The 19,015-nt window shown below is 58.8% G+C and carries 21 protein-coding genes and 1 tRNA gene; 9 read left to right on the forward strand and 13 right to left on the reverse strand.

Annotated elements, in window-relative coordinates; translation table 11 throughout:
• Positions 1-90: 90 nt before the first annotated feature.
• Both MK208_RS04385 and MK208_RS04390 read right to left on the reverse strand, forming a co-directional pair.
• Positions 91-1,380 (reverse strand): O-acetylhomoserine aminocarboxypropyltransferase/cysteine synthase family protein, encoded by a 1,290-nt coding sequence (locus MK208_RS04385; RefSeq protein ID WP_294114303.1) that lies wholly within the window; start codon positions 1,378-1,380, stop codon positions 91-93.
• A 244-nt stretch (positions 1,381-1,624) separates the two neighbouring features.
• Positions 1,625-2,629 (reverse strand): hypothetical protein, encoded by a 1,005-nt coding sequence (locus tag MK208_RS04390; protein ID WP_294114306.1) that lies wholly within the window; start codon positions 2,627-2,629, stop codon positions 1,625-1,627.
• Between the two features lie 105 nt (positions 2,630-2,734).
• Between MK208_RS04390 and MK208_RS04395 the strand changes: the two genes are divergently transcribed.
• Entirely contained in the window at positions 2,735-3,178 is a 444-nt protein-coding gene (locus MK208_RS04395) for a hypothetical protein (protein ID WP_294114308.1), read from the forward strand.
• Between the two features lie 14 nt (positions 3,179-3,192).
• Here MK208_RS04395 and MK208_RS04400 read toward each other — a convergent pair whose 3' ends face one another.
• Positions 3,193-3,858: a TetR/AcrR family transcriptional regulator gene (locus MK208_RS04400; RefSeq protein ID WP_294114310.1), complete on the reverse strand. Its 666-nt coding sequence runs from the start codon at positions 3,856-3,858 to the stop codon at positions 3,193-3,195.
• Between the two features lie 64 nt (positions 3,859-3,922).
• Here MK208_RS04400 and MK208_RS04405 point away from each other — a divergent pair, with 64 nt between their 5' ends.
• The 4 genes from MK208_RS04405 to MK208_RS04420 are packed head-to-tail and all read left to right on the forward strand — an operon-like array spanning position 3,923 to position 7,864.
• Positions 3,923-5,236 carry an NAD(P)-binding domain-containing protein gene (locus MK208_RS04405; RefSeq protein ID WP_294114312.1) on the forward strand — a complete coding sequence of 438 codons (1,314 nt, stop codon included), beginning with the start codon at positions 3,923-3,925 and terminating at the stop codon, positions 5,234-5,236.
• Positions 5,236-6,144: a bile acid:sodium symporter family protein gene (locus tag MK208_RS04410; RefSeq protein WP_294114313.1), complete on the forward strand. Its 909-nt coding sequence runs from the start codon at positions 5,236-5,238 to the stop codon at positions 6,142-6,144. The genes MK208_RS04405 and MK208_RS04410 overlap by 1 nt, the downstream gene beginning before the upstream one ends.
• On the forward strand, positions 6,141-7,079 hold the full coding sequence (locus MK208_RS04415; RefSeq protein WP_294114315.1) for an SDR family oxidoreductase: 939 nt from the start codon (positions 6,141-6,143) through the stop codon (positions 7,077-7,079). The genes MK208_RS04410 and MK208_RS04415 overlap by 4 nt, the downstream gene beginning before the upstream one ends.
• Before the next feature lie 2 nt (positions 7,080-7,081).
• Positions 7,082-7,864: an SDR family NAD(P)-dependent oxidoreductase gene (locus tag MK208_RS04420; RefSeq protein ID WP_294114318.1), complete on the forward strand. Its 783-nt coding sequence runs from the start codon at positions 7,082-7,084 to the stop codon at positions 7,862-7,864.
• Positions 7,865-7,895: 31 nt separating this feature from the next.
• Here the strand turns inward: MK208_RS04420 and MK208_RS04425 are convergent, their stop codons facing one another.
• Positions 7,896-10,184 (reverse strand): calcium-binding protein, encoded by a 2,289-nt coding sequence (locus MK208_RS04425; RefSeq protein WP_294114321.1) that lies wholly within the window; start codon positions 10,182-10,184, stop codon positions 7,896-7,898.
• 229 nt (positions 10,185-10,413) lie between these two features.
• Positions 10,414-10,497 (reverse strand) — tRNA-Tyr (locus MK208_RS04430).
• Positions 10,498-10,635: 138 nt separating this feature from the next.
• Here MK208_RS04430 and rlmB point away from each other — a divergent pair.
• The 3 genes from rlmB to MK208_RS04445 all read left to right on the forward strand — a co-directional run bounded on the left by rlmB (position 10,636) and on the right by MK208_RS04445 (position 12,591).
• Positions 10,636-11,415, forward strand: coding sequence for a 23S rRNA (guanosine(2251)-2'-O)-methyltransferase RlmB (rlmB, locus tag MK208_RS04435; RefSeq protein ID WP_294114322.1), 780 nt, complete (start codon positions 10,636-10,638; stop codon positions 11,413-11,415).
• A gap of 108 nt (positions 11,416-11,523) precedes the next feature.
• The gene (locus MK208_RS04440) at positions 11,524-11,883 is read left to right on the forward strand and encodes a hypothetical protein (protein ID WP_294114325.1); all 360 of its coding nucleotides are present in this window, start codon (positions 11,524-11,526) and stop codon (positions 11,881-11,883) included.
• Positions 11,884-12,123: 240 nt separating this feature from the next.
• Positions 12,124-12,591, forward strand: a complete 468-nt coding sequence (locus MK208_RS04445) for a CoA-binding protein (protein WP_294114328.1) — start codon at positions 12,124-12,126, stop codon at positions 12,589-12,591.
• Here MK208_RS04445 and MK208_RS04450 read toward each other — a convergent pair.
• The 7 genes from MK208_RS04450 to hisA form a co-directional block, all read right to left on the reverse strand.
• Positions 12,588-14,321 (reverse strand): ATP-binding protein, encoded by a 1,734-nt coding sequence (locus MK208_RS04450; RefSeq protein ID WP_294114329.1) that lies wholly within the window; start codon positions 14,319-14,321, stop codon positions 12,588-12,590. The two genes, MK208_RS04445 and MK208_RS04450, sit on opposite strands and share 4 nt — an antisense overlap.
• A 109-nt stretch (positions 14,322-14,430) precedes the next feature.
• Positions 14,431-14,967: a hypothetical protein gene (locus MK208_RS04455; protein ID WP_294114331.1), complete on the reverse strand. Its 537-nt coding sequence runs from the start codon at positions 14,965-14,967 to the stop codon at positions 14,431-14,433.
• Positions 14,968-15,033: 66 nt separating this feature from the next.
• Positions 15,034-15,351 carry a phosphoribosyl-ATP diphosphatase gene (locus tag MK208_RS04460; protein ID WP_294114333.1) on the reverse strand — a complete coding sequence of 106 codons (318 nt, stop codon included), beginning with the start codon at positions 15,349-15,351 and terminating at the stop codon, positions 15,034-15,036.
• Positions 15,348-16,145: an imidazole glycerol phosphate synthase subunit HisF gene (gene hisF / locus MK208_RS04465; protein ID WP_294114336.1), complete on the reverse strand. Its 798-nt coding sequence runs from the start codon at positions 16,143-16,145 to the stop codon at positions 15,348-15,350. The genes MK208_RS04460 and hisF overlap by 4 nt, the downstream gene beginning before the upstream one ends.
• 84 nt (positions 16,146-16,229) lie before the next feature.
• Positions 16,230-16,697 carry a DUF2867 domain-containing protein gene (locus tag MK208_RS04470; RefSeq protein WP_294114339.1) on the reverse strand — a complete coding sequence of 156 codons (468 nt, stop codon included), beginning with the start codon at positions 16,695-16,697 and terminating at the stop codon, positions 16,230-16,232.
• Between the two features lie 69 nt (positions 16,698-16,766).
• Complete coding sequence (locus tag MK208_RS04475; protein WP_294114342.1) at positions 16,767-17,078, reverse strand: hypothetical protein; 312 nt, start codon at positions 17,076-17,078, stop codon at positions 16,767-16,769.
• The gene (hisA, locus tag MK208_RS04480) at positions 17,075-17,797 is read right to left on the reverse strand and encodes a 1-(5-phosphoribosyl)-5-[(5-phosphoribosylamino)methylideneamino]imidazole-4-carboxamide isomerase (protein WP_294114343.1); all 723 of its coding nucleotides are present in this window, start codon (positions 17,795-17,797) and stop codon (positions 17,075-17,077) included. The genes MK208_RS04475 and hisA overlap by 4 nt, the downstream gene beginning before the upstream one ends.
• A 171-nt stretch (positions 17,798-17,968) precedes the next feature.
• Between hisA and MK208_RS04485 the strand changes: the two genes are divergently transcribed.
• The gene (locus MK208_RS04485) at positions 17,969-18,361 is read left to right on the forward strand and encodes a DUF2147 domain-containing protein (RefSeq protein ID WP_294114345.1); all 393 of its coding nucleotides are present in this window, start codon (positions 17,969-17,971) and stop codon (positions 18,359-18,361) included.
• A gap of 66 nt (positions 18,362-18,427) precedes the next feature.
• On the opposite strand, the gene MK208_RS04490 is transcribed toward MK208_RS04485, so the two are convergent.
• Complete coding sequence (locus MK208_RS04490; protein WP_294114347.1) at positions 18,428-18,964, reverse strand: peroxiredoxin-like family protein; 537 nt, start codon at positions 18,962-18,964, stop codon at positions 18,428-18,430.
• Positions 18,965-19,015: the final 51 nt, after the last annotated feature.

Below are 19,015 nucleotides of genomic sequence, written 5' to 3' on the forward strand. Positions count from 1 at the left end.
GCGGCCACAAAGTGACCTTGTGGTAAACAAAGACCGCCCCAAACACGTGATTGGGGCGGTCTTCCAAGGCGTTCACCGTACCTGTCAGGCTCAGCTGTGGGCTTTCTTCAGCGCCTGATCCAGATCGGCAATCAGGTCTTCGCTGTTTTCAATGCCAATCGAAATCCGCACGACATTTGGCCCTGCGCCCGCCGCTTCCTGCTGTTCCGGTGTCAACTGACGGTGGGTGGTGGAGGCCGAGTGGATCACCAGGCTGCGCGCATCGCCGAGGTTGGCGACGTGGGAGAAGATTTCCAGGCTGTCGACAAACTTCACACAGGCGTCATAGCCGCCCTTGAGCGCCACGGTGAACAGACCGCCTGCGCCTTTTGGACAGATCCGCTCGACGCGATCATGGTAGGGCGAGGAGGGCAGACCGGCGTAGGTCACATAGTCCACATGCTCATGACCTTCGAGCCAACCGGCAACGGTTTTGGCATTTTCCACGTGGCGCTCCATGCGCAACGACAACGTTTCAATACCCATCAGCGTGTAATGCGCCGCCTGCGGGTTCATGGTCATGCCGAGGTCGCGCAGACCAATGGCGATGCCGTGAAAAGTGAAGGCCAGCGGGCCAAAGGTCTCATGGAAGCGCAGGCCGTGGTAGGCCGGTTCCGGCTGGCTTAACGATGGGAATTTATCAGAGGCGGACCAGTCAAATTTGCCGCTGTCAACAATACAGCCGCCGGTCACGGTGCCGTTGCCGGTCAGGTATTTGGTGGTGGAGTGCACGACCAAGGTGGCGCCCAAGGCAATTGGATTGCAGAGGTAGGGCGTGGCGGAGGTGTTGTCCACGATTAGCGGCACACCGGCGTTGTCGGCCACTTTGGCCAGCGCCTCGATGTCGCTGATATAGCCACCTGGGTTCGCAACAGACTCGCAGAATACCGCGCGGGTGTTTTCATCAATCGCCGCTGCCACTGCGTCCAGATCGTCGGTATCCACAAAGGTTGCGGACCAGCCAAAACGTTTGATGGTTTGGCTGAATTGAGTGATGGTGCCACCATAGAGGCGGGAGGAGGCGACCACGTTGCAGCCCGGCTGCATCAGTGGGAACAGCGCCATGATCTGTGCGGCGTGACCAGACGAACAGCAGACCGCACCCACGCCGCCTTCCAGGGTCGCAATGCGCTCTTGCAGCACGGCCACGGTTGGGTTGGTCAGGCGGGAGTAGATGTAGCCCACTTCTTGCAGGTTGAAGAGCGCAGCCGCGTGCTCGGCGTCGCGGAACACGTAAGCGGTGGATTGGTAAATCGGCGTCTGCCGCGCGCCGGTGGCCGGATCGGGCCGCGCGCCGGCGTGAATTTGCAATGTGTCAAAACCGTATGTCGCTTCAGACATCGTGTGTTCTCCCTAAAATTATCGCGCCAAGTGTTAGGCAGACCCAAGCCATCACGCAACCAAAGTTGGCGCCTTAGATTGCCGAAAGGCGCATTTCCTCAAAATTCCGCAATACCAGAACACATTGGCCGCCAAAACCGCGCTGCCCTGAACACCATTCGGCCCGCTTCTTCTTGCCAAAAATATCCCGGGGTGGGGCCCTCGCAGAGGGCCCAGGGGCAGCGCCCCTCGCATGTACCAGCCGCTAGCGCAGCCAATAGCCGTTTTTCTTCAACGTGTTGCGAATGGCCTGTTCCTTGCGCGGCAGATGCGCCTGATCAAACAAAGCCCGCGCCTTGTGGCCGCGGTTCTGATAAATCATGCGCTTGAACGGATCATATTGCTTCAGCACTTTTTTGATTTTGTTGGGCGCAGTGACCTCTTCGAGCACCTCTACAACCGCATCCCTTTCCCGCGCATAGAGCAGTGGCATCAGCCGGTAGTGACAGCTCACCGATCCATCCAGATACCCCGATGGCAAGGCATCACGCCCACCGCCAAGTCCGTGGATCACCAGCGGCAAAACAATCTGGTCCAGCCAGGGGTAAATCGCCTGACAGGCCAGCTCATCCGGTGGATTGTCACTCACACTTCGGGCGTACTCAAGGAACAGCTCCCCAAACACTTTGGGGCAGCGGTAATAGAAGAATCCCGCGTTGAAATAGAGATACCGCCGCCAGTATTCATCCGGCTGGCTCAGATCCAACGAGCTTTCAAAAGCCAATCCAAAGCGGTCATACAGCGCTTTCCAGATGCCGGTGTATTGCGGCCCATACAGCGGCGGAATCGGCCAGGTGCCTTCCACTCGCAACGACGCCGAAGGTCGGTCAAAATCAAACGGCACCGTGCTCAGCTCGTCCATGATCAACGTGTCTGTGTCAAAAAACACAAACGGTTCGCCGGCGGGCAGGGCGGACAACAGCTCGATCTTATTCCCATAGGCATAAGGCTCGCCAAAGACCGGGGTCTCAAACGGCAAAACCTCCGCACCAAGATCTTCCAGCAGAGCACGCACATCCGGATTGCTGATGCGCGGGTCTTTTTCCCAGCGCGGCCCCGGCACGGGTTCGGCCACAAACAGCTTGCCGGAAAACTTCGGCGACTTGGCGCGCAGCGAGGCTGCAAACAGCGCCGCCTCATACATCAGACGGCCATTTTGGCCGACCACCACCACGTTGAAGACCTGCGATTTCAGCGCTTTACTTGTCATTCTTCTATTGCCCTGCACGATGCTTGCGCCGACTATACGTGGCATAGGCCCGTGGCAAAAGCGGGCATTACACTTTTTGAAGAAATCATAGAAAGGCGTTCGCTTATGCAACTCTTTATGCTGGCCACTCTCTGTCTAGGCGTGTTGGGCACCGCTGCTCTGGCGGAAGACCGCGTGGCCGAAGATCAAACCCCCACCGGCAAATTCCTCACTGCGGGCGAGGTGCGGCCCATCTTGGAGGCAACCAAAACCAGCTGGATTGTTGTGCGCGAATTTGACGGGCAGGATCTGGTGTATTTCACCCATCTGCTGGCCTGGCGCTGCGGGCTATATGAGGTGCAATATGTGATCAACGGCGGCCCGGCGGAGGTCTTTCCGATCCCGGAATGCCCGCCGGATATCGAAAATGCCATGACCATTCCCGAGGACACGCAAATCTTCATCACGCAGCCGCTTGGCTCGGTCAAAACCGTGGACGTGACGCTGCTTTATGATGATCTGGGCACTGACACGGTTGCCTATGAGCGTGCGGCTGTGATGATACCTTAAGGGCGAACCCAGCCTTATGCCCGCTGTGCCGCCGCGTGTATCCCGGCGGTGCAGAAGGCCACCAATTCGTCGAGATGGTTTGCGGCGCTTGATGAGGCGTCACTTAAGACATCCATGCGCCATTGTGAGGTGATCAAGGCCAACATACCCGCAGCCGAATAGACAAAACTGTTGGCCACGGCCGCCCGCGCCTGCGCCGGGTAGAGCGCCGCGAGTTCCTCCACAAAGCGGTTGGCGGTTGGGTCAAAACAGATCGCCGCCAGGTCTTTCCAACGCTCATCCGCCGAAACAAAAGCCACGATCCGCGCATAAGCCACCCATTGCGGCCCGCCCACGTCGATGCGCTCAAAAAACGGTCCAAAGAAACACTCCAGAATGGCGGGCACGGTCAGCGGTCCTTGTACCTTTCGAGCCTCCAGCGCGGCGATACGGGCCTCGCCCAATACATCAGCCCGCCGCGCCACCACACGCCAGAACAGTTCCTCTTTGCTGCCGCCGTGGTGGTTCACCAGCGCGCCTTGCACCTCGGCCTCTGCGGCGATGTCTCGAATCGAGGCCGCATCAAACCCACTTTGGGCAAACACCCGCTCTGCCGCGTCCATAATGCGCGCGCGGGTTTCCAAAGCCCGTTTGGAGGGGGCTCTTTGTCGTTGTTTTTCTTGAGGAATGTCTTTCAGCATAAAAAGAGCTTGCCTTATTTTTAACGAATGTTCAATTTAAAACTCTCTTGGGGAGAGGAAGAAGATGCACACAAGCGACAAATTTGCGCTGATTGGGGCGGGGCCGATGGGGCTGGCGATGGCCAAGGTTCTGAAGGAGCAAGGTATCGCCTTTGACGGCTTTGAGCTGCACAGCGATGTCGGTGGCCTTTGGGACATCGAGGCACCGCGCTCCACGATGTATGAAAGCGCGCATCTGATCTCGTCCAAAACCATGACCGAGTTTGCCGATTTCCCGATGAAGGCGGAGGTGGCCGAATACCCGTCCCATCGCGAGATGGCGCAGTATTTCCGAGACTTTGCGGACCATTTTGACCTGCGCAGTCACTACCAGTTCAACACCGAAGTGGTGCAGGTGGCGCCGTTGGGGGAGAGCGGCGAGGGGTGGAAGGTGATCACCCTTCAGAATGGGCAACAGACAGAGGCGATTTATGCGGGTGTGTTGATCGCCAATGGCACATTGAGTGAGCCCAACATGCCGCAGTTCCCGGGCCAGTTTGACGGCGAGCTGATCCACGCGTCGCAATACCGCCATCCGGAGCAGTTTGCCGGCAAGCGCGTTTTGATCGTGGGCGCGGGCAACTCCGGTTGCGACATCGCGGTAGATGCCGTACACCACGGCGCAAGCTGCGACATCTCCATGCGGCGCGGCTATTACTTTGTGCCCAAATATGTCTTTGGCAAACCGGCGGATACGATGGGCGGGGCGATCAAGCTACCGATGTGGCTCAAGCGTCCGATCGACAGTCTGATCCTGAGCTGGTTTGTGGGGGATCCTCAGAAATACGGCTTCCCCAAACCGGACTACAAACTGTACGAAAGCCATCCGGTGGTGAACTCGCTGGTGCTGTATCACGCGGGCCACGGCGACATTGCCATTCGCGTCGACATCGCGGACATGTCGGGCCACACCGTGACCTTCAAAGACGGCACAGCGGCGGAGTATGACATGATCCTCGCCGCCACGGGCTACAAGCTGCACTATCCGTTTGTTGACAAAACACTGCTGAACTGGCGCGGGGACGCGCCGCACCTCTACCTCAACGCCTTCCATCCGGCGCGGGACGATCTTTTTGTGTTGGGCATGGTGGAGGCCACGGGTCTGGGCTGGCAAGGGCGGCACGAGCAAGCCGAGATGGTGGCGCGCTATATCACTGGTTTGCGGGATGGTTTCAAGGCCGCCAAAAAACTGCAGACTGAGAAATCGGCAAGCTTTGACCGTGCTACTGGCGGCATGGACTACCTCGATCTGCCGCGCATGGCCTATTACGTGGACAAAGCCACCTATCGCGGTGCGGTCACCGGCTGGATCAAATCGCTGCAAACAGGGCAGGGCTGATGGACGCGACCGCCATAGACAGTGTTGCGCTCAACTTCAGCGCCACCTCAATGACCGTGTTAAACGCGGTTTTGGCGGTGGTGATGTTCTCCATCGCCATCGATCTCACGCCCAGTGATTTCCGTCGTCTGCTCTACACGCCACGCGCCTTGTTGACCGGGTTGGCAAGCCAGTTTTTTCTGCTGCCCGCACTGACGTTTTTGCTGGTGCTGGTCACACAGCCGCAACCGTCTATCGCGCTGGGGCTGATGCTGGTGGCGGCCTGTCCGGGCGGGAACATCTCCAACTTCATCACCCACCGCGCCGGCGGCAACGCGGCGCTGTCCGTCTCAATGACCGCCTTTGCCACGGTGGGCGCGATCCTGTTGACGCCACTCAATATTGCGCTGTGGGGCGGCCTCTACGCACCCACGCGGGAAATCCTTCAGGCGACGAAGATTGATCCAGTCTCGGTGGCGATCACGGTTGGCTTCATGCTGGTGCTGCCGCTCGTTTTGGGAGTTACCTTGCGCGCGGCAAAGCCTGCGTTGGCCGCCAAATTACGTGGTCCGCTACAGACCCTGTCGATGGTGATTTTTCTCGCGTTCATCATCTTGGCACTGGCAAACAACTGGCAGAACTTCAAACTCTTCGCAGGGGCAGTGGCGCTGTTGGTGGTGCTGCACAATGCGCTGGCCTTGGCGGGCGGCTATGGCCTTGCGACACTTGCCCGCCTATCACCCTACGATCGCCGCGCCGTCACCATTGAAACCGGTATCCAGAACTCTGGCCTGGGACTGATCCTGATCTTCGCTTTCTTTGGCGGTCTAGGAGGTATGGCCGTGGTCGCCGCTTTCTGGGGCGTCTGGCATGCGATCACTGGTCTTGGTTTGGCCGCGCTGATGAACCGGACAAGGGCCGCACGATGACACGCATATTGATCACCGGCGCCGCTGGCATGGTGGGGCGCAGCCTGTTGGCGGAACTGGCAGACACAGACCATGAGGTTATTGCCTGTGACGTGGCGGTGCCCGAAGACTTGCCAGATAACGCGCGTTTCCGCCCGATGGATGTGACCACTGACGCGCCCTTGCGAGTCATCGCGCGGCACCAGCCGGATGTGATTGTGCATCTGGCCTCCATCGTGACCCCGCCGCCCGGCAGCGGCCGTGACTTTGCCTATGATGTCGACGTGACCGGCACCAAAAACGTGGTCAACGCTGCGCTCGCGGCAGGTACCAAGCGCCTGGTGGTAACCTCATCCGGGGCGGCTTACGGCTATCACGCCAACAACCCGGTGCCGCTCACCGAAACAGACGCTATCCGAGGCAACGAAGAGTTTGCCTATGCCCATCACAAGCGGTTGGTGGAGGAGTTTCTGGCCGACACCCGTCACAACGCGCCACATCTGGAGCAAGTGATCTTGCGGGTCGGCACGGTCTTGGGGCGCGAGACCAATAATCAGATCACTGACCTTTTCCGCCGGCCGCGCCTTTTGGCGGTCAGCGGCAGCGAAAGTCCTTTTGTTTTCATTTGGACCCGCGATCTGGCCCGCATTCTGAGACGCGCCGCCACCAATGGTCCGGCGGGTATTTTCAACGTGGCAGGCGACGGCGCGCTTGGCGTGCAGGATCTGGCCGACATCCTGCAAAAACCCATCCTGCGCCTTCCGGCTTGGGTGTTCAAAGCAGCGCTGGCCAGCGCGCGCCCGCTGGGCCTGAGCCAATACGGACCAGAACAGGTGCGCTTTCTGCAGTACCGCCCGGTGCTGTCCAACGAGGCGCTCAAGCGCAACTTTGGCTACACGCCGGAGAAAACCAGCCGAGAAGTGTTTGACCATTGGCTCAAGGCGCAGGACAAATGAACATGGCCCCAGAAAACTTGCCTCTCAAAACCGCCGTAATCTCTGGCGGGGCAGGCGGTCTAGGCACCGCCCTGTCAACGCAGTTACAGGCCGAAGGCTGGCGTGTGGTTCTGCTGGATTTGAACGTTTCGCACCTGCCTCATACGGCCACCCAGCTGCCGATGAAATGTGACGTCACCGACCCGCGCGCGTTGAAAGATTGCTGCACCAAAATTCTGGCCTGCCATGACAGCATCGATCTGGTGATCTATGGTGCTGGGGTGACAGCCATCGCGCCGGTTGACGACCTGCAGGAGCAGGCCCATCGCCGCCTGTTTGACATCAACTACTTTGCCGCCGCCGCCATGGCCAAAGCCTTCCTGCCCGCGTTGCGCGCCTCCAATGGCACCCATCTGGCGATCACTTCGGTGGCAGGCTTTGCCCCATTGCGTCACCGCGCCAGCTACGCTGCCTCCAAGCACGCCATGACTGGGTTCTTTGCCTCTCTGCGGGTGGAGGAGGCGGTCCACGGCGTGAAAACGGTGATCGCAGCACCAGCCTTCGTTGCCACCAATGTGGGCAATCCCAATGCGGACACAGACGGGCTGACCCGCCCCGGCGCGGCGCAGGATGCGGTGGATGTGGTTACGCCGGATCAGGCCGCCGCCATCATCCTGCGGGGTTTAAAGCGCGGCAAAACCGACATCTTTGTCGGCCGCGTCGCCAGACTGTCAGACGTGATGATGCGGCTGTCGCCACGGCTGTATGATTGGGTCATGGGCCGGGCAATCAAGGCCGACAGGTGATCTCACAAAGAACCACCTGTCGCGCATCTCATCAGGAGGCGTAGTTTCCAACCCAACGGTTGTTGAGGCCTTCCAGCTGTTGGGCAGTCACCCCTTCCAGGAACACGGTTGTTTGGCCGTTGACCTGTACAAACACACCATTGCCGTCCGCGTCGTCCACAAGATTGATGAAGGGCGGCGAGAACTGATCCACTGGCATCGGATCGCCATTGTCGTCGACAAATGTGATGACGTCCTTGTCTTGGCCGTATTGTGTGGTGGGCTCAAAATCCCGGATATGCACGACGGCACCAGCATCTGCGTGGCGGACCACTTCAAAGGTGTTGTAGCCTTCACCGCCTTCCAGAACATCGCCGTTGTCGCCGATCAGGTGATCGTCCCCGTCGCCGCCGATAAGCGTGTCGCTGTCTGTCGGATCCTCTCCGTCGTCCTGGCCATTCAGCAGATCGTCCCCACTGCCGCCTTTGAGCAGGTCAGTGCCTTCACCGGCTTCCAGCGTGTCATCGCCAAATTTGCCCAGCAGGTAATCATCGCCGTCGCCACCTTCTAGCAGGTCGTTGCCGAAGCCACCGCGTAGCGTGTCATCGCCATCGCCGCCATCGACCACATCATCACCATTGCCTGCAAAGATCAGGTCGTCCCCGCCCGCGGCCTCCACTGTGTCATTGCCCCCATAGGCGCGGATGACTTCTGCGTCGTCGGTGCCTGCGAGGTCGTTAGAAGCGCCCGTGCCGTGGTTCGACTGAACCTGAGGTCCCACGAGGTTGCCAAGCCAGCTGTCGATGTTGTCTTGCAGCTCACTGGCGGTGACGCCGGCGACAAAGGCCACATCCACGCCGTCAAGTTGCAGGATCGCACCGCTGCCATCTTCGGCATCATGAATGCACAAGGCGGTGGTGTCCGGATTGTTAAAATCGGAGGCCGGCAATAGCTGTCCGTTTTCATCCAGCAGGGTGATTGTCTCGGCGTCGTTACGGTCCTGCTCGGTTGGGTCAAAATCGGTGATTTGCACCACCTCCGCGCCGTCCGGGTCGACCACGACTTCAAAGTCGTCGATGCCCGCGCCGCCGGTCAGCACATCGCCGTTGTCGCCAATCAGACGGTCGTTGTCATCCCCGCCTTCCAATGTGTCGCTGTCCGCACCGGACACCGCGCCATCGCGGCCATCCAGAAGGTCGCTGCCAATGCCGCCCTTGAGCACATCGGTGCCGGTGCCGGCCAGCAACGTATCATCGCCAGACTTGCCCAGCAGGTAGTCGTCTCCAGAACCACCTTCCAAGGAGTCATTGCCATCCATGCCGCGCAGCACGTCATTACCCGTGCCGCCATAGACAGTGTCGTCACCGGCACCCGCCAGCACACGATCGTCACCGCCGTTGCCATCAACAAGGTCGTCACCGCCATAGGCGCGGATGGCATCGTCGCCTTGGCCGCCGGTCAGTTCTTCCGCACCGCCGGTGCCAAAAATCGGCTCAGGCGTGGGCGCGGACGTGTTGCCAAGCCAGCTGCTTGTGTCGTTGAGCAAATCGCTGGCGCTCACGCCTTCGACCAAAGCCACAGTCACATCGTTGAAACGCAAGAGTGCCCCGGTGCCGTCTTCGGCATCCACAATGGTCAACATTGGCGCGTCGAGTTGGAGGAGATCCTCCAGCGGGATTTGATCGCCGTTTTGGTCCAGCAGAGTGATGGTTTCCACTGCATCGCCGTCAACTGCGGTCAGGTCAAAGTCGCGGATGTGCACCATGGAGTCACTGTTGGGATCAACAATCACCTCAAAGCTGTCCACGCCCGCGCCGCCGGACAGCACGTCGCCATTGTCACCATACAGCAGGTCATTGCCATCGCCGGCTTCTAGCGTATCGCTATCAGTGGCATCTTCGACGCCATCGGTGCCGTCGAGCACATCATCGCCACGCCCGCCTTTTAGTAGGTCAGTGCCGGTGCCGCCGCTCAGACTGTCGTTGCCATCTTTGCCTAGCAGATAGTCGCTGCCTGCCTCGCCAAACAGCCAGTCATCACCTGTGCCGCCGCGCAGGGTGTCCTCGCCCTCGGCGCCATAAAGTTCGTCATTGCCGTCTCCACCAAACAGCAGGTCGTTTCCGGCAAAGGCCTGCATCAGGTCGTTGCCACCATAGCCACGCATCACCTCGTCTTCGATGGTGCCGTGCAGAATGTCACTGCCGCCGGTGCCGGTTTCAGATGTTGGTTCCAGCGGTGGTGTCGTCCCATCCGGGCCTTCAACATCATCATCGTTTTGCGGGGTGGCAACCATGGCGCCCAAGGCCAATGCGGATGTGCTCAGCAACAGTGTAAGTAACATGGAACGATGGTCCTCCTAACGCACAAGACAATGATTTTGTGGAAATCACAGGTTTGTCCTTACACGTTAAGCGGTTGTTTTCAACAAATGGATCGCCGTTAACCTTTAATCATGTGGAAACAGTGTGTTTCTCCGAGTTTGGGCCGGAAAACTGTGGTTTTGGCGCAATATCAAGCACATGGCTGGCGACCACTCTGGCACCAAATATCTACATCGGAAGGGAAGAAAGTGGTGGGCGACCTTGGAATCGAACCAAGCGTGCGTCTCCGCGAGGGAGTTACAGTCCCCTGCCACACCTTGCGGCCTGTCGCCCACTTTCTTGAGGCCCGCTGGCCTCGGTGTGAGGGGGTATTTATTGGCAGTTGTTGGGGGCGTCAACCAGAAAATACCTTGCAGAGCCCGCTTCTTTTCCGCATTGGTGAACCCTCTATATTTTGAAGGTGTCAGAGCGATGAAAAAACCCAAATGGGTCGTGCAGAAAGAGCAGCAGAAACGCAAAGATGCGGCGGAAACCGTCTGGTTGTTTGGCCTGCACGCGGTGCGCGACGCTCTGGCGAATCCAAAACGTGAAAAACTGCGACTCATCGTGACCAAAAATGCCGCGGATAAGTTGGCAGAGGCCATCGCTGAGTCGGGTATGACGCCGGAGGTGGTAGACCCGCGCAAGTTCAACGCGCCGCTCGATCCTCAATCTGTACACCAGGGCGCTGCGCTGGAGGTGAAGCCGCTCAATTGGGGCAAGCTCTCGGATGTGGCCATTGCCGATGACGACCGTCCGCAGCGGCTCATCCTGCTAGATCGCGTGACCGATCCGCACAACGTCGGCGCCATCCTGCGCTCCGCCGAAGTGTTTGGCGCCCTGGCGGTGATTGGCACCCGCCACAACTCTGCACCGGAAACCGGCGCTTTGGCCAAAACCGCCAGCGGGGCGCTGGAACGCCAACCCTATCTGCGCTTGCGCAATCTGGCGGACACGATCACCGAGCTGCAAGCCATGGGCTACATCGTGTTGGGCATGGATGGCGAGGCCGAGGAGACCATCGAAACCGCGCTGGCAGGCCGCCACGATGCTCCCATCGCGTTGGTTCTGGGGGCTGAGGGACCGGGTTTGCGGCAGAAAACCAAAGAGACGGTGGATCAATTGGTGAAGATCAACTTCGCAGGGGCCTTTGGCTCTCTCAACGTGTCCAATGCCGCGGCCGTGGCGCTCTACGCCACCTTGCCACGCTAAAGCACCTCCAAATTCTTCTCCTTCTACAAATATCCCCGCCGGAGGCTCCCATCCGCGCCTCCGGATGCCTAGATGGAATAGGCAGACCATCACTCAGAGGAGCGCGCGGTGCCCCATCCCTCCAAAATCGCCACCTGTTGTTACTGCGGCGCGCGGGCCGCGCTTGTGCTCGCTGGGGACACCCGCCACGAGCTTGCCTGCAGCAGCTGCGGCGCGCCTCTGCACAATCTTAAACAAATGCCTGTGCCGGCGCGGGGCAGGGAGCCGGCGCATTTTTCCCATCCGATCCGCACGCCAAAGTCCAAAGGCAAACCGGCGCATAAATCGGACAAACGCACGGCGCATTCCAAGAAAACTTGGCACGACGCACCCTACGAAAAGAAGAAAAAACCCAAGAAGAAACGCGGCAAATGGGCCAAGGATTTGTTTGAGGATGTGTTTGACGTGATTGAGGATATTTTCGATTGAGCGGAATTCTGCCCAATCCGTTAACCACTTGTTCATGAGAATCTCGCACGCTCTTGTCATCCAATTCTGCGAACATACGTAGTGATACAAGAGACACGGTTTACGGAGCTTCCGTGTTTCCCTTCACTGTCCCTCGTTCCGAACCTGCGCCCAAGATTCCCTCTTGGGCGCTTTTTTTTGCCTGTTGTTCCCTGCGGGCTGCGCTAGGGTGCGGCCACCACTTGCTGACCGGGGCCAACCATGACTGACACCGACGTTTTCCTGCGCGACATCCTCAAGCGCACCAACACCATTGCCGTGGTGGGCGTGTCGATGAACCCGGTGCGGCCCAGCTATTATGTGGCGCGGTACCTGTCGCTTAAGGGCTACACCGTCATTCCGGTCAACCCCGGCCATGCCGGCAAAGAGCTGTTTGGCGCCACGGTGATGCCCAGCCTGAGCGCCATTGAGGAACCGGTGGATATGGTCGATATCTTCCGCCGATCCGAGGCGGTGCCACCGATTGTGGATGAGGCGCTGGCGCAGTTTCCCGCCCTGCAAACCATCTGGATGCAGATTGGCGTGGAACATTCCGAGGCAGCGGCGGTGGCGGAGGCGAAGGGTGTGGATGTGGTGATGAACCGCTGTCCCAAGATCGAGTATCAGCGTCTGTTTGGCGAGCTGCGCATGGGCGGTTTCAACACCGGCGTGATCTCGTCCAAGCTCTAGGCAGCAGGTTTGTCCGCTTTCGGCGCTTTCACCAATTCGCCCATGATCTTGGACAACTCGTCTTTGCGGAAGGGTTTGCCCAGACAGGCGTTCATACCGGCTTTTAGGTAGGCGTTGGTCTGCTCCGGCAGAATATTGGCGGAGAGCGCCACGATGGGTGTCTGTTGGTTGGGCCCGGGATGCGCCCGCAGGATTTCGGTGGCCTCCATACCGTCCATATCCAGCAACTGGATGTCCATCAGGATCAGATCATAGCGTTTGGCGGCACAGCGTTGCAGGGCAGGGCGGCCATCGTCCACCATATCGACCACCACGCCCATGCTCTCCAGAAAGCGGCGCACAATCATCTGATTGGTGCGGTTGTCTTCCACAACCAACACCTCAACGCCGTCAAAGCTCTCAGGCGCAGCCGTGGCCATCTGTGGCTTGCTGGTCTCGGGGGCGTCGGCTGGCACCAGCGGGACAGTGAACCAGAAGGTGCTGCCTTTGAACGGCGCGCTCTCCACGCCAATTTCGCCTTCCATGAGCTCCACAAGCTCTTTGGAGATCGATAGGCCCAAACCTGTGCCGCCATAACGCCGGTTGGTCGCGGAACTGGCCTGTTCAAACTTGTTGAACACCCTCGCTTGCGCCTCCTGTGTGAGGCCAATGCCCTCGTCGCGCACAGCGACATAGAGCAGGCTGTCCCGTACGGACATCTCCAGCGTGACGGCCCCATCCTGAGAAAACTTGATCGCATTGCCGACAAGGTTGGTAACCACCTGATTGAGCCGTGTCGGGTCGCCAGAGATCCAGGCGGGTACATCGGCGGCAATCTCGATGCTTAACGACAGGTCTTTGGCCTTGGCCGCGCCAGATTGTCCTGCGGAAATCGCGGTCAAAAATTCGCGGGTGGAGAACGGAATGCTCTCGATGCTGATGCCATGCGCCGCAATTTTGGAGTAATCCAATACATCATTGATCAGCGTCATCAGGCTGCGGCCTGAGCTGCGTCCTGTGGCGACCAGAGACTTTTGATCTTCGGTGAGATCAGTCTCGTCCAACAGCTGAAGAATACCGGATAACCCATTGAGTGGCGTGCGAATTTCATGGCTCATCTTGGCCAAAAACTCGCTCTTCTCTCGATCTGCGCGTTGAGCTTCATCTCGCAGCTCAATCAGGTGCAGTTCTTTGCGCTCAATCTCGTTGTGAAACAGGGTCAGGCCGGTCATCAGCGTCACCGCCACAGCCGCCACCACAACCATTGAGCCAAACGGCAAGTGGTCTTGCCAAAGCGCCGCGAGGATCAGGTTTATGCTGACTACTCCCGTTGCAACCCAGGCCGCCCGTTTGCCAACCAACAGCAGCGCTAACACGGGCGGACCAATCAGGAAGATCTCCTGCCGCCATTGGTACTGCGTATCATAGATCATCTGAATATTGGTGTGGAACAGATACAGGCCAACAAACGCGATCGTTGCAAGAACTTTGCTTTTGGTGCGATGCCAGATCAGCGGAATAAGGAAATAGGCCAGCACACAGACCATGGAGGCGATGGTGACCGAGGTGGAGAACTGCGTGTCCGAGCTCAGGATGTGCGCATTGTGCAGTGCCGCCACCGACCCGATAATGCCAGAGAACCCACACAAAAGCTTTGCGCGAGTTTCCTCAAAACTGTGGTCCTGTTCCTGCATTGGCCAGAAGTAATCCTGTAGCCGGGCAAGAACCCCATGTGGCGGTTTGCTGGTCATGACATGTTTGGTCTGGTTAACTTGTATGATGACATGCAGTTCAAAGTGTTAAATTTACCTGAAATCCCGTCGCCGCGTGTCGCTATTTCGTTAAGAAATGCAGGCATTTTTACTGTTTCCGGCCTGCCTGCACGACGTGGCGCTCTTCCCAGTTGTATCGGCTGTCTTCCAGTACCGGCGACCAGAACAAATAGCCGCCAAAGCGCCAGGGGTCCAAGACGATGCCCTCGCGCATCTTGCCACCCCTGGCGCTCATCACAACGGTGCTGTGCTCGATCAGGATGGTGTCGTGGTTGGCAATGGCGCGGTGCATGTCCAGCGTCTGAAACCCTTCCAGACGCAGGCGGGTTTGTAGATCATCGGCCCAGTGCCAGCACAGCCCACGTGGGCGCAGGCCCTGATTGACCTTGGCGTTGTGCATCAGCGCGCCGTCGGTGACGTTGTAGTCCTGCCGCAAGACCAGCGAGTAGGTGTAAGCAATCTCCGCCGCCCGTGCCGCTTCGGCAGGGTCCACAACCGGATCAAGGGAGATCAGCGCTTGGGTCAGCCACGCCACATCGGCTGGCGCCTGTTTTTGAGGTGCGCCACACGCCACCAAAACCACTGCCGCCAAAAGCGCCAGTCCCACCCGCAATTTTGCTATCATCTGCTCGCTGCCCCTTGGGTTTTTGCGCGACTATAATCGTGACCGCGCAAATGCCCAAGCGTTTGCTTAACCTTTGGGGCGCGCAGCTTTCTCGGCCACGCCGCTGATGCCCTGACGCCGTGCCAGCTCCGCCAGCACATCGTCCAGCGCCACATCCCGCGCTTCCAGCATCACCAGTAGGTGATAAAGCACGTCCGCCGCCTCATAGGTCAGCTTCTCTTGGTCACCTTTCACGGCTTCAATCACCGCTTCAATGGCTTCCTCGCCGAACTTTTCGGCGCATTTCTCAGGCCCTTTGGCCAGAAGCTTCGCTGTCCAGCTGCTTTCTGGGTCCGCTTTGGCGCGCTCGGCAATGGTTGCGGCCAGATCGTTTAGAACACTCATGTCAGCCTCATCGGAATACCGGCGTCGTGCATATATTGCTTGGCTTCCTGCACGGTGAATTCGCCAAAGTGGAAGATCGACGCCGCCAGGACCGCGCTGGCACCGCCTTTGGTGACCCCTTCGACAAGGTGATCCAGGTTGCCTACGCCGCCGGAAGCAATCACCGGCACGTTCACCGCGTCGCTGATCGCTTTGGTCAGGGGCAGGTTAAAGCCCGCCTTGGTGCCGTCGCGGTCCATTGAGGTCAGCAGGATTTCCCCTGCGCCTTTGGCCACCACCAGCTTGGCAAATTCCACCGCATCAATGGGATTGCCGTCTTTGTCCAAGGCGGCTTTGCGCCCGCCATGGGTGAAGATGCCCCATTTGTTAGGCTCACCGTTTTCGTCATGTCCAATGGTTTTGGCGTCAATTGCACAGACAATGCACTGGCTGCCAAATTGCGCGGAAGCCTCGGCAATCACATCCGGATTGGCCACCGCCGCAGAGTTGAAGCTCACCTTGTCCGCCCCTGCAAGCAACAGACGCCGCACATCGGCCACGGTGCGCACACCGCCGCCCACGGTGAGCGGCACAAAACACTGCTCCGCACAGCGCTGCACCATATCAATCATCACGCCGCGATTGTCGTGGGTCGCATGGATGTCCAGAAAACAGATTTCGTCGGCGCCAGCCGCGTCATAGGCGCGCGCGGCTTCCACCGGGTCACCGGCATCACGCAGGCCAACAAAATTCACACCTTTGACCACACGGCCATCAGCGACATCCAGACAGGGAATGATACGGGTCTTCAGCATATCGGAGCTTTCTCAAAGCGTTGCGCCTCTCCTTAGCGTGACAGGGCGCAACGTGCAATCTGAGACAATCCGATCAAGCTGGGGTCAGGCTGCCCGTGCCACCCGCACCAGCGCATCCCGGGCAATCAAAATGTGAAATGGCATGATTGTCGCCAGATACATCCGCCCAAACAGGTTGTTGCGGTGCACCCAGGTGGCGACAAACACCTTGCCGCCTTCAGACAAAACCGACACGCGGAAGTTCAGGTGGCTGTCATCAAAGCCGGCAATCACTTCGGTGTCGCTCTCACTCTCCACCGGAAAGATGCCCACGCAGTCTTTTCCTTCAGGGGCTTCGGTGCGCAGACCAAAAGGCTTGACCAGGATGGTCCGCAAGTTGGCCAACATCTGCGCCCAGCCGGGGAAATTGGTGACAATCTCGGCAGCCTGGCGCGGAGGCATATCGCTGTCGATGCAATAGCAGTCCAGAAAGTCCTCTGCACCTATGCGCGCGTGCAGGTCGCTGCTTTCCGGAAGCGGGGTGGCGGTGACATCAAAGAATGAAACGGACATCTGCGTCTCCTGAGTTGTTCGCACACTCAACTTGGGAGCCACAACTGGAAACGCCAAGGCGTCAGAAGGTCACGCCTCCTCCTCAGAGCCTGTGGTTTTGCGCCGCAGGTCTTGGCCGATCATCACCAAAAGCGTGAGCACAATCACAAAGCCCACTGGCATGCTCAGCAGCAAAAAACCGGCATTGGCATAGGCGGCATTCAGTTGTGTGGCGATGTTTTCGCCGTCCACCCAGCAGCCATCGGTGTGCATGGCCATGCCAAACTTGCAGCCACTTGCCTCTGCCGTGCTTTGGGCCCACCACACCAGATAGGCTGGCCACACACAGGCGGCCAGCAACAGGGTCAAGACGCCATAGGCAATCTTGCGCCGCAGTCTCACGCTTTCAGAACTTTGAGCGCTTCACCCAGATCAATCGCGCCATCATACAGCGCCCGGCCGGAAATCGCGCCGTTCAGCTCTGCGCCGCAATTTTTCAACGCTTTCAGGTCTTCAACAGAGCTCACGCCACCGCTTGCGATCACCGGGATCGACACCGCTTTGGCCAGTGCCGCAGTGGCCTCGACGTTGGGGCCCTTCATCGCGCCGTCGCGCAGGATGTCGGTGTAGATGATCGCACACACACCATCGTCTTCAAACGATTTCGCCAGATCGATCACGTCTACATCGGTTTCTTCGGCCCAGCCCTTGGTCGCCACTTTGCCGTTGCGCGCATCAATGCCCACGGCGACTTTGCCTGGGAATTCCTTGGCCGCCTCACGCACCAAGTCTGGGTTTTCTACTGCCACGGTGCCAAGGATCACGCGGGACAGGCCTTTGCCAATCCAGCGCTCAATGGTGGCCATGTCGCGAATGCCGCCACCCAGCTGTGCAGGCACGTTGGTCTGCTTGAGGATCTCTTCCACCGGTGTGGCGTTGATCGGAATGCCAGCAAAGGCGCCGTTCAGGTCCACCAGATGCAGCCACTCACAACCCGCTTCGACAAATTCCAGCGCCTGCGCTGCCGGGTTCTCGTTGAATACGGTTTCCTTGTCCATGTCGCCATGCAGCAGACGCACGGCATTGCCATCTTTGAGGTCAATTGCGGGATAAAGGATCATGGGGCAGGGGCCTTCTTATCATGTCGCGCCGAAACCGGCTGTTAAGATTGGTTTTGCATGGTGCCGTCAAAATTGCAACGCGGCGAGACATCACCACCTGACCCAAAGTCAGGGTTGATGCGACTCATAGCCTTGCCGCAGAGTTTCGGGCAAATACACGGGAGGAAAATGATGAAAAAAACGCTAATGGCTGCAGCCATGACGCTTGTTGGGGCCACAGCGGCCTTCGCAGACCCCATTTATGGCACCTGGAAAACCATTCCGGATGACAACGGCAACTACGGCCTGATCTCAGTCGCCGCTTGCGGCAGCAAGATTTGCGGCACGCTGGCCAAATCCTTCAACCCGGATGGCAGCGAGTTGAACTCGCCCAACAATGGCCGCAAGATCATCTGGGATATGGTCAACGATGGTGGCGGCAACTACAGCGGCGGCAAAGTCTACTCGCCGGATCGTGACAAGACCTACAAAGGCAAGTTGGTGCTCTCCGGCAATTCGCTGGCCGTCAGCGGTTGTGTGTTGGGCATCTGCCGCAGCGGCGGCAGTTGGAGCCGCGTGAAGTAACCTATCTCGTCAGACAGAAGAAAAGGCGCGGCAGGACCGCGCCTTTTTTGTTTGCTTGGAGGTCGGTTACACCGCGCCGGTGTATTCGCCGCGTGCGGGGTAGTCGTTCTTGATCGCAAAATCCAACGCCCCCAGAAGCTCGCTGAAATGCGGGCGCACAAACGGCATGGTCTGCACCGAGCCATAATATAGCGCCTGCTCCGGGCTCACCATGAACAGACCCGGCTCGCTGAATAGCGCAGGCTCTTCAATGCCAATCGAGGTTTTACCGCGCGAGGTGGAGATATAAAGACCCCAGTCCTTCGCCACATCCAGCGGCAGATCATAGGCAATGCGCAGGCCGGTGGCACCGATTTTCTCGGCCATGTCCTTGGCGCGCTCTTCGCCATCGCTGCTCACGGCCACGCAAGTCACACCGCGCTCGGCAAAGGCCTCCACCAGCTTTTCCAGCTCTTTCAGGTAAGTGGCGCAGATCGGGCAGTGCAGGCCGCGATAGAAACACACAACGGTGCCGCGCTCAGAGCCTTCTGCGGTCAGGTCAAAGGTGCCACCACCCACAAGTGGCAGGCTCAGGTTGGGGGTTTTTTGACGGGGGATCAGCATAGGGTTGTCCTCTTGTTTTGTGCTTGCTGGACTTATTGTAGGTTTCTGTGT

The sequence above is a fragment of the Shimia sp. genome, assembly GCF_022448905.1.
GTDB lineage: Bacteria > Pseudomonadota > Alphaproteobacteria > Rhodobacterales > Rhodobacteraceae > Shimia.